This is a genomic window from Streptomyces sp. NPDC001933, from assembly GCF_042890955.1.
GTDB lineage: Bacteria > Actinomycetota > Actinomycetes > Streptomycetales > Streptomycetaceae > Streptomyces.
The window spans coordinates 57,087-70,482 of the sequence record NZ_JBIASS010000021.1 but is presented as its reverse complement, the minus strand read 5'-3'; the positions used below and the strand labels follow the sequence as shown (position 1 = coordinate 70,482).

The 13,396-nt window shown below is 71.1% G+C and carries 10 protein-coding genes and 1 pseudogene; 1 reads left to right on the top strand and 10 read right to left on the bottom strand.

Annotated features, from left to right (window positions below; genetic code table 11):
- Positions 1 to 23: 23 nt before the first annotated feature.
- From ACFYY7_RS36500 to ACFYY7_RS36455, 10 genes are all read right to left on the bottom strand, one after another.
- Entirely contained in the window at positions 24 to 845 is an 822-nt protein-coding gene (locus ACFYY7_RS36500) for a Pro-rich N-terminal domain-containing protein (RefSeq protein ID WP_266735870.1), read from the bottom strand.
- A gap of 126 nt (positions 846 to 971) precedes the next feature.
- On the bottom strand, positions 972 to 1,412 hold the full coding sequence (gene aroQ, locus ACFYY7_RS36495; RefSeq protein ID WP_266735872.1) for a type II 3-dehydroquinate dehydratase: 441 nt from the start codon (positions 1,410 to 1,412) through the stop codon (positions 972 to 974).
- Positions 1,409 to 3,055: a 3-dehydroquinate synthase gene (gene aroB, locus ACFYY7_RS36490; protein ID WP_388668038.1), complete on the bottom strand. Its 1,647-nt coding sequence runs from the start codon at positions 3,053 to 3,055 to the stop codon at positions 1,409 to 1,411. Before aroB ends, aroQ begins: the two co-directional genes overlap by 4 nt.
- Entirely contained in the window at positions 3,052 to 4,236 is a 1,185-nt protein-coding gene (aroC, locus tag ACFYY7_RS36485; RefSeq protein ID WP_388668037.1) for a chorismate synthase, read from the bottom strand. Before aroC ends, aroB begins: the two co-directional genes overlap by 4 nt.
- A gap of 145 nt (positions 4,237 to 4,381) precedes the next feature.
- A complete protein-coding gene (locus ACFYY7_RS36480; protein ID WP_388668036.1) occupies positions 4,382 to 5,218 on the bottom strand; it encodes a shikimate dehydrogenase in 837 nt (278 codons plus the stop codon).
- A complete protein-coding gene (mltG, locus tag ACFYY7_RS36475; RefSeq protein WP_388668035.1) occupies positions 5,205 to 6,923 on the bottom strand; it encodes an endolytic transglycosylase MltG in 1,719 nt (572 codons plus the stop codon). The genes ACFYY7_RS36480 and mltG overlap by 14 nt, the downstream gene beginning before the upstream one ends.
- A gap of 95 nt (positions 6,924 to 7,018) precedes the next feature.
- Complete coding sequence (gene ruvX, locus ACFYY7_RS36470) at positions 7,019 to 7,504, bottom strand: Holliday junction resolvase RuvX (protein ID WP_266735879.1); 486 nt, start codon at positions 7,502 to 7,504, stop codon at positions 7,019 to 7,021.
- Positions 7,501 to 10,170, bottom strand: a complete 2,670-nt coding sequence (gene alaS / locus ACFYY7_RS36465; protein ID WP_388668034.1) for an alanine--tRNA ligase — start codon at positions 10,168 to 10,170, stop codon at positions 7,501 to 7,503. The genes ruvX and alaS overlap by 4 nt, the downstream gene beginning before the upstream one ends.
- Positions 10,170 to 10,532 carry a DUF6167 family protein gene (locus ACFYY7_RS36460; RefSeq protein ID WP_266735883.1) on the bottom strand — a complete coding sequence of 121 codons (363 nt, stop codon included), beginning with the start codon at positions 10,530 to 10,532 and terminating at the stop codon, positions 10,170 to 10,172. The genes alaS and ACFYY7_RS36460 overlap by 1 nt, the downstream gene beginning before the upstream one ends.
- Before the next feature lie 7 nt (positions 10,533 to 10,539).
- Positions 10,540 to 10,977, bottom strand: a complete 438-nt coding sequence (locus ACFYY7_RS36455) for a DUF948 domain-containing protein (protein WP_266735885.1) — start codon at positions 10,975 to 10,977, stop codon at positions 10,540 to 10,542.
- A gap of 206 nt (positions 10,978 to 11,183) precedes the next feature.
- Here ACFYY7_RS36455 and ACFYY7_RS36450 point away from each other — a divergent pair.
- Positions 11,184 to 13,386 (top strand): annotated as a pseudogene (locus ACFYY7_RS36450) (ATP-binding protein).
- Positions 13,387 to 13,396 lie beyond the last annotated feature (10 nt).

Below are 13,396 nucleotides of genomic sequence, written 5' to 3'. Positions count from 1 at the left end.
CGGAAGCACCGCCCGGTGACGGTTCACCAGGCCGGCGGGCTGGCTATGGAGCGGGCGAGGATGTCGTCCAGGACGCGGGCGGTGGTCTCGACGTCGTACGTCGAGTTGTCGATGATCGGCAGGCCGGAGCCGTACCAGCCGGCCATCCGGCCGTGGATCCTGGCAACCTCCTCGTCCGAGAGGCGGCGGTTGCCGCTCCGGGCGGCGTTGCGCTCCAGCACGATCTCCAGGCCGGGCAGCAGGACGACGGGCAGGAGCCCGGGGCCGACGTGGCGCTTCCAGCCGCCGAGCCCGACGACCGGGCGGTCGGGGAAGACGGCGTCGTCGAGGATGCAGGAGATGCCGTTGGCGAGGAAGTTGCGGGCGGCGAAGCCGCAGGTGCGGCGGGCCAGGCGGTACTGGGCCTCGGAGTGGTCGTTCCACCCGGACTGCGGGTCGGCGAAACCGGAGCAGACCCATTCGCGGACGTCGTCGAGGCTGACGTGGGCGGTGGGCACCCGGCGGCGGCTGGCCCAGAGCTTGGCCACGGTGGTCTTGCCGGCGCCCGCGGGGCCGATCAGGAGGACCGCGAGGGTCGTGCTGCCGGTGCCGGGCTCGGCGGGCGGCGCGGGCAGCGGGACCGGGCCGCCGGGCGGCAGCTGGACGTGTCCCGTGGTCTCCCTGAGGGGAGGGCCCGGGGCGTGCTGCGGTGCGGGCCCGCTCCACCCGCCGGGCGCGGGCGGGGTGATGGGCGGCGGCCCCGGCGGACCGGGGTGGCCGGGGTGCTGGGCCTGGTGCGACCAGCCGACAGGTCCGCTTCCGGGTCCTTGGGGCGGCGGCAGCGGGGCCCCCACTGCGTGCTGCATCCGGTGCCACTCCGTCTCGTACAGGCAACTGGCGCTGGTGGAACGGCAACCGTACCGTCCCCGGCCGCCGGTGGAACAACGGCCGGGGACGCGTAACAGTGCCCGGATGGCCGGGAAACCGGTCCGTCAGCCGGTCAGCTCGTCCGCGAGGGCGCGCAGGGCGAGGCGGTAGGAGCCGATGCCGAATCCGGCCACGGTCCCCGTGGCGACCGGCGCGACCACGGAGTTGTGCCGGAATTCCTCCCGCGCGTACGGGTTCGAGATGTGCACCTCGATCAGCGGGGCGGTGCGCTGGGCCGCCGCGTCCCGCATCCCGTACGAGTAGTGGGTGAAGGCACCCGGGTTGAGAACGACCGGAATTGAACCGTCCGCGGCCTCGTGGAGCCAGCGGATCAGCTCGCCCTCGTCGTTGGTCTCGCGGACGTCGACGTCGAAGCCGAGCTCCTTGCCGAGCGCCTGGCAGGTCTCGACGAGTCCGGCGTAGGACGTGGCGCCGTACACGTCCGGCTCGCGGGAGCCGAGCCGGCCGAGGTTCGGGCCGTTGAGGACGAGCACCCGGCGGGTCACGCCGACACCTCCCCGTAGGCGGCCAGCAGCACGGCCGGGTCGGGGCCCTCCAGGACGGTGGGCTTGCCCAGGCCGTCCAGGACGATGAAGCGCAGCAGGTCGCCGCGGGACTTCTTGTCGACCTTCATGTTCTCCAGCAGCTTGGGCCACTGGTCGCCGCGGTAGGTGAGCGGCAGTCCGACGGACTCCAGGACGGCGCGGTGCCGGTCGGCGGTGGCGTCGTCGAGCCGTCCGGCCAGCCGTCCCAGCTCGGCGGCGAAGACCATGCCGACCGAGACCGCGGCGCCGTGACGCCACTTGTAGCGCTCGTTCTTCTCGATGGCGTGGGCCAGGGTGTGGCCGTAGTTGAGGATCTCGCGCAGTCCGGATTCCTTCAGGTCGCTGGAGACGACCTCGGCCTTGACCCTGATGGCGCGTTCGATCAGCTCGGCGGTGTGCGGTCCGGTGGGCCTGCGGGCGCCCTCCGGGTCCGCCTCGACCAGGTCGAGGATGGCCGGGTCGGCGATGAAGCCGGCCTTGATGACCTCGGCCATGCCGCTGACGTAGTCGTTCACGGGCAGCGAGTCCAGCGCGGCCAGGTCGCAGAGCACCCCGGCCGGCGGGTGGAAGGCGCCGACGAGGTTCTTGCCCTCGGCGGTGTTGATGCCGGTCTTGCCGCCGACGGCCGCGTCGACCATGGCGAGCACGGTCGTGGGCACGGCGATCCAGCGCACCCCGCGCAGCCAGGTCGCCGCGACGAATCCGGCCACATCGGTGGTGGCGCCGCCGCCGACGCCGACGATGACGTCGGTGCGGGTGAAGCCGGTCTGGCCGAGCGCCTTCCAGCAGTACGCCGCGACCTCGGCGGTCTTCGCCTCCTCGGCGTTGGGCAGCTGGATGGCGATGGCTTCGTAGCCCTGCTCGGCGAGGTCCTGGCGGACCGCCTCACCGGTCTCGGCGAGCGCCTCCGGATGCAGCACCGCGACCCGCTTGGCGCGGTCGCCGATGAGATTGGGCAGCTCGCCCAGCAGCTGCCGGCCGACCAGCACCTCGTACGGGTCGGTGCCCGCGCTGCCTGCGATCGGGATACGGATGAGGCCCTGCTCGGTCATGCGTGTGTTCTCCCGGCCGGGCGCGACGGGGTCGTCCGTGCGTTCCGGCAGTTCCAGTGCGTCGAGGACCGCCTGGGCGACCTCTTCGGGGGTGCGCTCGTCGGTGGCGACGGTCACCCGGGCCACCTCGGTGTACAGATGCCGACGGGCGTCCATCAGCTCGCGCCACTGCCGGCGCGGGTTGACGGCGAGCAGCGGGCGAGCGGTGTTCAGGCCGACCCGCTTGACGGCCTCCTCCACCTCCATCGAGAGGTAGACGACGGGGCGGCCGGCGAGCAGCTCGCGGGTCGTCGCGTCGAGCACGGCGCCGCCGCCGAGGGAGAGGACGCCCGTGTGCTCGGCGACGGCGGTGTGCACCGCGCGCCGCTCCAGCTCGCGGAAGTGCTCCTCCCCCTCGTCGTAGAAGATCTCCGGGATCGGCTTGCCCGCCGTGGCCACGACGTCCGCGTCGGTGTCGCGGTAGCCGGTGCCGAGGCGGTCGGCAAGCAGCTCACCGACGGTGGACTTGCCGACGCCCATCGGGCCGACGAGGACGACCAGCGGGCCGCTCATCGGATCTGGAGGTGGTCGAGGTACGACTGCACGTTGCGGTGGGTCTCGGTGACGCTGTCGCCGCCGAACTTCTCCGCGACGGCGTCGGCCAGGACCAGGGCGACCATCGCCTCGGCGACGATGCCCGCGGCCGGAACGGCACAGACATCGGAGCGCTGGTGATGGGCCTTGGCGGGCTCGCCGGTGACGACGTCGACCGTGGCGAGCGCGCGCGGCACGGTCGCGATGGGCTTCATCGCGGCCCGGACCCGCAGCAGTTCGCCGGTGGTCAGACCGCCCTCGGTACCGCCGGAACGGCCGGAGGCGCGCTTGATGCCGTCCTCGGTGACCAGGATCTCGTCGTGCGCCTTGGAGCCGGGGACCCGGGCCAGGTCGAAGCCGTCGCCGACCTCGACCCCCTTGATGGCCTGGATGCCCATGAGGGCGGCGGCGAGGCGGGCGTCGAGCCGGCGGTCCCAGTGGACGTGCGAGCCGAGGCCGACGGGCACGCCGTACGCCAGTACCTCGACGACGCCGCCGAGGGTGTCACCGTCCTTGTGGGCCTGGTCGATCTCGGCGACCATCTCCTTGCTCGCGTCGGCGTCCAGGCAGCGCACCGGGTCGGCGTCGAGCTTCTCGACGTCGGCGGGGGTCGGGTAGACGCCGTAGGGCGCCTTGGCCGCGGCCAGCTCGACGACATGGCTGACGATCTCGATGCCGGCGGTCTCCTTGAGGTACGACCGGGCGACGGCGCCGAGCGCGACGCGGGCCGCCGTCTCCCGGGCGCTGGCGCGCTCCAGGATCGGCCGGGCCTCGTCGAAGCCGTACTTCTGCATGCCGGCGAGGTCGGCGTGGCCGGGCCTCGGGCGGGTCAGCGGGGCGTTTCGCGCCAGCTCGGACAGGACCGCGGGGTCGACCGGGTCGGCCGACATGACCTGCTCCCACTTGGGCCACTCGGTGTTGCCCACCATCACGGCGACCGGGGAGCCCATGGTGAGACCGTGGCGCACCCCGCCGAGGAAGGTGACCTCGTCCTTCTCGAACTTCATCCGCGCACCGCGGCCATAACCGAGCCGCCGCCGGGCGAGTGCGTCCGCCACCATCTCCGTGGTGATCGGGACGCCGGCCGGAAGACCCTCCAGCGTCGCCACGAGTGCGGGGCCGTGCGACTCCCCCGCGGTCAGCCAGCGCAACCTGCTCAACGGTGCTCCTCATGCTCGCGCCTGGAACTGCAACGGCGCGACCGGGTGCGCGGCCCTGGCCCGCCGCCTTCGATCCTCCCACGGCCGGGGGCCCCGGCCCGCCGCCGGTCCATCAGACGGACGGATCGGCGGGCCGGATCTGCGGTCAGCGGGCGGCCAGCGCCTGCTCGCCGGCCCGGCGCATGGCGGCCAGCGGGGCCGGCGAACGGCCCGTCATCTGCTCGACCTGGAGAACGGCCTGGTGCACCAGGAGGTCAAGACCTCCGATGACTGGCCCGCCGCGAGCCGCCCAGGCGGACGCGAGTCCGGTGGGCCAGGGCTCGTACAGCACATCGAAGAGCGTGCCGGGACGCTCCGGCACGTCGTCCATCAGCCCGTCCGTGGCCCCGGCCGGGGTCGTCGCGACGACCAGCGGGGCACGCAGCGCCTGCGCGGCCTCCGCCCAGTCGGCGATCCGCACCTCGACACCGAGCCGCTCGCCCCAGCCGCGCATCTCGTCACCGCGCTCGCGGCTGCGGACGTATGCCGTGACCGGCCCCGTGCAGATCTGCGAGAGCGCGGCGAGCGCGGACGAGGCGGTGGCCCCGGCGCCGAGGACGGCGGCGGACTCGGCCTTCTCGACGCCCCGCTCACGCAGGGCGGCGATCATGCCGGGGACGTCCGTGTTGTCGCCGACGCGCCGGCCGTCCTCGGTGAACACCACCGTGTTGACGGCCTCGACCGAGGAAGCGGTCGCGCTGATCTCGTCCAGCAGCGGGATGACCGCGCGCTTGAGCGGCATGGTCAGCGAGAGCCCGGCCCACGTACGGTCCAGGCCCTCGACGAAGCCGGGCAACGCCTGCTCGTCGATCTCGAACCGGTCGTACGACCAGCCGTCGAGGCCGAGCTCGGCGTACGCGGCCCGGTGCAGGACCGGGGAGAGCGAGTGCGCGATGGGCGAACCCAGGACGGCTGCCCGGCGGGGCCCGTCATTCGAGGCCATGCTTTTCCTTGAACTTCTTGTTGAGCTTCTCGTGCTCGGCGGCCGTCTTGGTGAACTCGGTCTTCTTGCCGTCGAGCGAGATGAAGAACATCCACCCGTTGCTGGTGGGGTTGAGCGTGGCCCGCAGGGCCTCTTCGCCCGGATTGCTGATCGGACCCGGCGGAAGCCCAGCGTGGTAATAGGTGTTGTACGGATCCGGGTTGGTCCGGATCTCCTTCGTACTGATCTTGATCTTGCTCTGGTTGTTGAGGTAATTGAACGCGGAGTCGAACTCAAGCTTGCGGTTCGTGACCACGTTGTCCGGCTTCAGGCGGTTGTAGACGACCTCGGCCATCTTCCGGAAGTCGTCGTGCGTGAGACCCTCCGCCTGGACCAGACTGGCGACGGTGAGCACCTGCCACGGGCCGTCCAGCTTGTACTTCTTGGCGGTTCCTTCGAGGTCGAGCTTCTCGTACTCCTCGTTGGACCGCTGGACCATCTTCTTGAGGATGGCCTCGGGCTTGGTTTCCTTCGTGACCGGATACGCGGCCGGGTAGAGGAATCCTTCCAGCGGGTCCTTGATGTCCTTGCCGTTGACCGCCCAGTCGGGCAGGCCGAGTTCGGACCTCTTGGCCGTGGCGACTTCCTTGGTCGTGCCCTTCTTGAGGCTCAGCTTCTTGTCGACCATGTCGTAGACGGCGGTATTGCGGAAGCCTTCGGGAATCACCAGGAGATTCTGGCTGTTGGGGTCGACCATCATCTTCACGGCCTCGGCCGCGGACATCTTCTCGTGGAGGAGATACACCCCGGCCTGGATCGACTTCCCCTTGGGGTTCTCGCCCTGCGCGGCGACGAACGCGTCGACGCTCTTGACCACACCCTGCTTCTTGAGGATGTTGCCGATGTCGGTCCCGAACGCGCCCTTGGGGATCTCCACCTCGACCGACCCCGAGCCGCTGCCCGCATAGTCGGGCGCGGCGCCGAACTTGTCCTTCCAGTACGAGTAGCCGAAGTAGCCCGCCCCGCCGAGGCCGCCGACCAGGACCAGCGAGACGACCAGGCAGGCACAGCCGTTGCGGCTCTTCTTCTTGCCCTTGCCACGGCGCTCGTTGCCGCCTCGGCTCCCGCGGCGCGACTCACGCGGGTCGTCGTCGTAGTCGTCGTCCCTGTCGTCGCCGTTGTCGTCGCGGTCGTCGGCGCCCGTGAAGAACGGGTGGGTCTCCTCCGGCTGGACCTCCGGGTCCCAGTCGGGAGTCTGCGTCGGGGCCTGCTGGGGAGCGGCCTCACGACGGCCCGGGGGCTGCGGCGGCGGGTAGGCCTCCGGCGTGCCGTAGTAGTCCTGCGTCTCGCCGTAGCCGCCCTGTCCCCCGCCGTACGGGTCGGCAGCCGGCTGGGCGTCGTACGGCATCGCGGCGGGCTGCTGCCCGGTGCCCCAGCCGCCGTTGTCGTACTGCGGCTGCTGGGGCTGCTGGGGCTGCTGCGCATACGGGTCCGGCTGGACCCCGTAGCCGGGCTGCTGCTGGTACTGCTGCTGTGCGTACGGGTCCTGCGCCTGCGGCTGCTGCTGCTGCTGCGCGTACGGATCGTGCGGGTAGGACTGCTGCTGCTCGCCGCCGTACTGGTTCTGGCCGTGGGCGGGCTGCTGTCCTCCCCATCCCTGGTCCCCGTACAAGGGGTCCTCGGGATGCCACGGTTCGGAGCCGGGGCCCCGGCCATACTCAGTCATCGATCCCCTAGAGCCGCGAGACGACGTTCCGCCTCTTGCTGTGCGGTGTTTGTTCGAAGCACCGCCGCATCGCGCGGAACGTTACCGTATCGCGATCAGACAACCACTTCGACGGCTTCGCCCGGGGCCCGGCCCGACGCCCGTTCGGACTCCAGAGCGTTCTGAAGGATCACCACAGCGGCAGCTTGGTCGATGACGGATCGGCCTTTCTTGGACTTCACGCCCGAAGCGCGCAGCCCCTGACTGGCCGTAACTGTGGTCATCCTCTCGTCCACGAGTCGCACCGGAATGGGTGCGACCGCGCGGGCGACCTCCTGGGCGAAGACCCGGATCTTGGCGGCGGCGGGTCCCTCACCGCCGCCGAGGGACCGCGGCAGGCCGATGATGATCTCGATCGGCTCGTACTCCTCGACGATCTGCCCGAGCCGCCGGTGGGCCGCCGGGACATCGCGTCCCGGAACGGTCTCCACCGGCGTGGCGAGGATCCCGTCGGGGTCGCACGAGGCGACCCCGATCCGGGCGTCCCCGACATCGATCGCGAGACGACGACCGCGGCGCATCTGCGTCATTCCCGTCGTCACGCCGTCTCGGTGACGAGGCGTTCGACGGCGGACACCGCGGCACCGACGGCCTCGGGGTCCTGGCCGCCGCCCTGGGCGACGTCCGGCTTGCCGCCACCGCCGCCGCCGAGGGTCTTGGCCGCGGTACGGACCAGGTCACCGGCCTTGAGACCGCGCTCGCGGGCGGCCTCGTTGGTGGCGATGACGGTCAGCGGGCGGCCGTTGGCCGTGGTGAACAGGGCCACGACGGCCGGGCGGCCGCCCTGGATGCGGCCACGGACGTCGAGGACCAGCTTGCGCAGGTCGTCGGCGGACGTGCCGTCGGGGACCTGGCCGGTGACCAGGGCGACGCCGCGTACGTCCTTGGCGGACTCGGCCAGTCCGGCGGCGGCCTGGAGGACCTTCTCCGCGCGGAACTTCTCGATCTCCTTCTCGGCGTCCTTCAGCTTGCCGAGCATTCCGGCGATCTTCTCCGGGAGCTCCTCGGGACGCCCCTTGACCAGCTCCTGGAGCTGGGCGACGACCGTGTGCTCCTTGGCGAGGAAGTTGTACGCGTCGACGCCGACGAGAGCCTCGATGCGACGCACGCCGGAGCCGATGGACGACTCGCCGAGCAGCTTCACCAGGCCCAGCTGGGCGGTGTTGTGGACGTGCGTACCGCCGCAGAGCTCCTTGGAGAAGTCGCCGATGGTGACGACCCGGACCCGCTCCCCGTACTTCTCGCCGAACTCGGCGATGGCGCCCTGCTTCTTGGCCTCGTCGATCGACATGACCTCGGCCTGGACGTCGAGTTCGCGCGAGAGCACGTCGTTGATCTTCTGCTCGACGTCGGTCATGACCGAGCCGGGAACGGCGTTCGGCGAGCCGAAGTCGAAGCGGAAGCGGCCGGGCTGGTTCTCGGAACCGGCCTGGGCGGCCGTCGGGCCGAGAGCGTCGCGCAGGGCCTGGTGCGTGAGGTGCGTGGCGGAGTGGGCGCGGGCGATGGCACGGCGGCGCTTGACGTCGATCGAGGCGAAGACCGGAGCGCCGACGGTGACCTCGCCGACCTGGACGACACCCTTGTGGACGTGGACGCCGGGGACCGGCTTCTGGACGTCGCGGACCTCGATGACGGCGCCGGTGTCGAGCCTGATCCGGCCCTGGTCGGCGATCTGGCCGCCGCCCTCGGCGTAGAACGGGGTGCGGTCGAGGACGACCTCGACCTCGTCGCCCTCGGAGGCGGCCGGGGAGGACACGCCGTCGACGAGGAGGCCGACGATGGTCGACTCGCCCTCGGTGGCGGTGTAGCCGGTGAAGTCGGTGGCGCCGGAGCTGTCGGCGACCTCGCGATAGGCGGACAGGTCGGCGTGACCGGTCTTCTTGGCGCGGGCGTCCGCCTTGGCGCGGTCCCGCTGCTCCTTCATCAGGCGGCGGAAGCCCTCCTCGTCCACCGAGAGGCCCTGCTCGGCGGCCATCTCCAGGGTGAGGTCGATCGGGAAGCCCCAGGTGTCGTGGAGCAGGAACGCCTTGTCGCCGGCGAGGACCTTGCCGCCGGCGGCCTTGGTCTCGGTGACGGCGGTGTCGAGGATGTTGGTGCCGCCCTTGACGGCCTTGAGGAAGGCGGCCTCCTCGGCGAGGGCGACGGTCTCGATGCGCTTGCGGTCGGTGATCAGCTCCGGGTACTGCTGCCCCATCGTCTCGATCACGACGTCGACCAGTTCCTTGACGACCGGTCCCTGGGCACCCATCAGGCGCATGTTGCGGACGGCGCGGCGCATGATGCGGCGCAGCACGTAGCCGCGGCCCTCGTTGCCCGGCGTCACGCCGTCACCGATGAGCATCACGGAGGTACGGATGTGGTCGGCGACCACGCGCATCGAGACGTCGGAGTCGTGCTTGTCGCCGTAGCGGACACCGGTCAGCTCGGTGGCCTTGTCCATGACGACGCGCAGGGTGTCGGTCTCGTACATGTTCTGTACGCCCTGCAGGATCATGGCGAGGCGCTCCAGGCCCAGACCCGTGTCGATGTTCTTCGACGGCAGGTCGCCGAGGATCGGGAAGTCCTCCTTGCCGTCACCGGCGCCGCGCTCGAACTGCATGAAGACCAGGTTCCAGATCTCCACGTACCGCTCGTCGTTGACGGCCGGGCCGCCCTCGACGCCGAACTCGGGGCCGCGGTCGTAGTTGATCTCGGAGCAGGGACCGCAGGGGCCGGGGACGCCCATGGACCAGAAGTTGTCCTTCTTGCCCAGGCGCTGGATGCGCTCGGCGGGAACGCCGATCTTCTCGCGCCAGATCTGCTCGGCCTCGTCGTCGTCGAGGTAGACCGTGATCCACAGCCGCTCGGGGTCGAGGCCGTAGCCACCGTCCGCCACGGAGCTGGTGAGCAGCTCCCAGGCGTAGCTGATGGCCCCTTCCTTGAAGTAGTCGCCGAAGGAGAAGTTGCCGCACATCTGGAAGAACGTGCCGTGCCGGGTGGTCTTGCCGACCTCTTCGATGTCCGGCGTGCGCACGCACTTCTGCACGCTGGTGGCGCGCGGGGCCGGCGGCTTCGTCTCGCCGAGGAAGTACGGCTTGAAGGGAACCATGCCCGCGTTGACGAGCAGCAGAGTCGGGTCGTCCGCGATGAGCGACGCCGAAGGGACGACGGTGTGACCGCGCTCCTCGAAGAAGCTCAGCCAGCGGCGACGAATTTCAGCCGACTCCATCAGTGGTCCTCATTCCGGTTGTACGACGTGTAGGGGAGCTTGCGGTATTCGGTGGCCCCGAGGGACCTTTCGGGTCCGAGGGGCTCGGACGCCTCGACGACGTAGTGCCGCCGCACCGGGAGGTCGGGGTCGACCGGCGCCTCCAGGCCCAGCGCCTCGCCCAGTTCGGCCTCGCGCCGCGCCATGGACTCACGGACGTCCAGGGCGAAGTCCTTGAGCTTGTGCCCCGTCTCGATCGCCCGGTCCGCGGCCTGCGCCGCGAGGCTCTCGGGGGTCAGCTGCTTGAGCTTCCGGTTGACCTTGGCGGTGGCCCAGACACCGGCGGCGGCGCCTGCGGTGAACCAGAACGTACGGCGGAACATGGCTGCGTCAGTCCTTCGGTCCGCGGGGGTTTCTGCCGCTGCGCTTCCTGCCGCGTGCGGACGGCACGGTGCGGCCGACGACCACCGCGCGGCGGGCGGGTTCCGGTTCGGGGTCGGCCTTCCGGCCGATCGCCCGCCGCACCCCGTAGCCGAACGCGGCGACCTTGACGAGCGGGCCGCCGAAGGTCGAGGCGACGGTGGTGGAGAGCGCGGAGGCGTTCGAGGTGACTTCCTGGACGTCCGTGGCGATCGCGTCGACCTTGTCGAGCTGGGTCTGCGCGGAACGCACGGTCGCGGAGGCGTCGGCGAGCAGCGGGACCGCCTGTTCGGTCACGTCCGCCACGAGCTTGGTGGTCGCCCTGAGCGTCTGGGCGAGCCTCACCAGCACGACGGCGAGGAACGAAACCAGGATCGCCCAGAAGACGGCCACCAGGATCCCGGCCACCTCTCCACCGGACACAGTGCACCGCTCTCTAGCTTGTCGCTGTCTCTGTCTGTCTCTCCGGCGACGGCCGTCGCAGCGGCCGGTCGTCGTCCCCCGAGCCTATCGCGCCGGTGGTCGCACCCCGTACCGCATTACCCGCGGAAAGGGCGGGCGTTGCCATAAGGAGATTGTACGGAGAGCTTTCGGGCCAGTACTCTGCGTGTCTCATGCGACGCCCCCAGCGCTCCGTTCCGTCCCCCCACGATCCGAGTGCCCCCACAGCACCCGGAAATCTCCCGGCGGAACTGAACAGATTCGTGGGACGGGAGAACGAACTCGTCCGTCTCGCTCAGCTCCTGGACGAGTCCAGGCTCGTGACCATGGTCGGCGTGGGCGGCGTGGGCAAGACCCGCTGCGCCGCCCGGATCGCCGCACTCCTGGAGAAACGGTACTGCGACGGTGTCCGGATGGCCGAGCTCTCCGCCGTCCACGACCCCGAACTGCTGGAACACGCCCTGGTCGACGCCCTGGGCCTCACCGACCACACCAGCAGACCGCCCCGAACGACCCTCGTCGAGCACCTGGCCGACCGCCGGCTCCTCCTGGTGATCGACGGCTTCGAGCACCTGGTCGACGCCTGCGCCGAACTCGTTCGGGTACTGCTGCGCCGGGCCCCGCACCTGCGGGTGCTGGCCGCCGGACGGCTGCCGCTGGAGCTGGACGGGGAACTCGTCCACCCGCTCCCACCGATGACGGACGAGGACGCGATGCTGCTCTTCGCCGAGCGGGCCGCCGCCGTGCGGCCGGACTTCCGGCTGACCGACGAGAACCGCTCGACCACCCGGGAGCTGTGCCGCCGCCTGGACGGCATCCCGCTCGCACTGGAACTGGCCGCCGGACGGCTGCGCGCCCTGTCCACCGCCCAGGTCCTGCAACGCCTGGACGACCGCTTCCGGCTGCTGACCGGTTCGAGCCGCAGCGCGCTGGCGCGCCACCAGACGCTCCGCACGGCCATCGGCTGGAGCCATGAACTCTGCGCTCCGGAGCAGCGGTTGCTCTGGGCACGGCTCTCGGTCTTCGCCGGACAGTTCGACCTGGAAGCCGTCGAATACATCTGCAGCGGCGCCGATCTGCCGGCCGAGTCGGTGCTCGACGTGCTCTCCGGACTGCTGGCGCAGTCCGTCGTCCTGCGCGATGACTCGGCGCACGGCACCCGCTACCGGATGCTGGACACGGTGCGGGAGTACGGCGCCGAGTGGCTGGCGGCCACCGACGACACGGACCGGCTGCGGCGCCGTCACCGGGACTGGTTCCTGGGGCTGGCGACCTGGTGCGAGCTCGACTGGTTCAGCCCGCGCCAGGGCGAGGTGGCGGCGCGGGCCGAGAGCGAGCTGCCGAACCTGCGGCGGGCGATGGAGTGTTCGCTGGAGACTCCGGGCGAGGCCCATCTCGCGCAGTACCTGGCGGGCACCCTGTGGTTCCTCTGGGTGGGCTGCGGGCGGCTCTCGGAAGGCCGTCACTGGCTGGACCACGTACTGGAGGAGGACACCCCGCACGACTCCTCGCGACTGAAGGCGCTGTGGGTGCTCGGGTACGTGGCCGTACTGCAGGGCGATCCGGTCGGCGCGGTCTCCGCGCTGCAGGAGTGCCGGGACGAGGCGGAGCGGGCCGGTGACGCCACGGCGCTCGCGTACGCGGTGCACCGGACGGGATGCCTGGCGCTCGTCACCGACGACATGGCCAGGGCCCAGGAACTGCTGGACGAGGCGCTGTGCCGTTACCGGGAGCTCGGCGAGCTGAACAGCAATGTGCTGATGGCCCAGATCGAACTCGCGATGGCGGTCGGCTTCCGGGGTGACCTGGACGGTGCGGCCGCCATCTGCGAAGAGGTCAGGGAGATCTGCGAGGACCACGGGGAGCGGTGGGCCCTGTCGTACGCGCTGTACGTGCTGGCCTTCGCGGCGTTGCAGCGCGGCCGTCCGGAGCAGGCCCGGGAGCTGCTCGGCCAGTCGCTGGCGATCAGCCACACCTTCCACGATCTGCTCGGCTCGGTGCTCGGCCTGGAGCTGCTGGCGCTGATCACGGCCATCGAGGGCGACGCGGCGGAGGCGGCGGTGCTCCAGGGTGCCGCCGACCGGATCTGGCCGTCGGTGGGACTGCCGCTGTTCGGATCGGTGCACTACGGGCAGCCCCGGGTGCGCTGCGAGGAGCTGGCCCGCCGGGCGCTGGGCGACAGCCAATACGAGGCGGGGCTGCGCGCGGGCGGACAGCTGGATCCGGACGCGGCGGTGGCCAGGGCCCTGGCGAGCGGCCCGGCGGACCGCCGGGAGACTCCTGGGCGGCTGCCCGGAACCCTGCCGGGTCCCCGGGAGAACGCGGAGGCCCGCCGCCTCCCGTACATCCGGGAGGGGCGGGCCTGAGCGCTGGTGAGAGCGACTAC

Excerpts from the sequence above, each read along its gene's own strand:
- ACFYY7_RS36500 (WP_266735870.1), bottom strand. The coding sequence starts at position 845 with ATGCAGCACGCAGTGGGGGCCCCGCTGCCGCCGCCCCAAGGACCCGGA.
- aroB (WP_388668038.1), bottom strand. The coding sequence starts at position 3,055 with ATGAGCGGCCCGCTGGTCGTCCTCGTCGGCCCGATGGGCGTCGGCAAG.
- ACFYY7_RS36480 (WP_388668036.1), bottom strand. The coding sequence starts at position 5,218 with ATGGCCTCGAATGACGGGCCCCGCCGGGCAGCCGTCCTGGGTTCGCCC.
- mltG (WP_388668035.1), bottom strand. The coding sequence starts at position 6,923 with ATGACTGAGTATGGCCGGGGCCCCGGCTCCGAACCGTGGCATCCCGAG.
- alaS (WP_388668034.1), bottom strand. The coding sequence starts at position 10,170 with ATGGAGTCGGCTGAAATTCGTCGCCGCTGGCTGAGCTTCTTCGAGGAG.
- ACFYY7_RS36460 (WP_266735883.1), bottom strand. The coding sequence starts at position 10,532 with ATGTTCCGCCGTACGTTCTGGTTCACCGCAGGCGCCGCCGCCGGTGTC.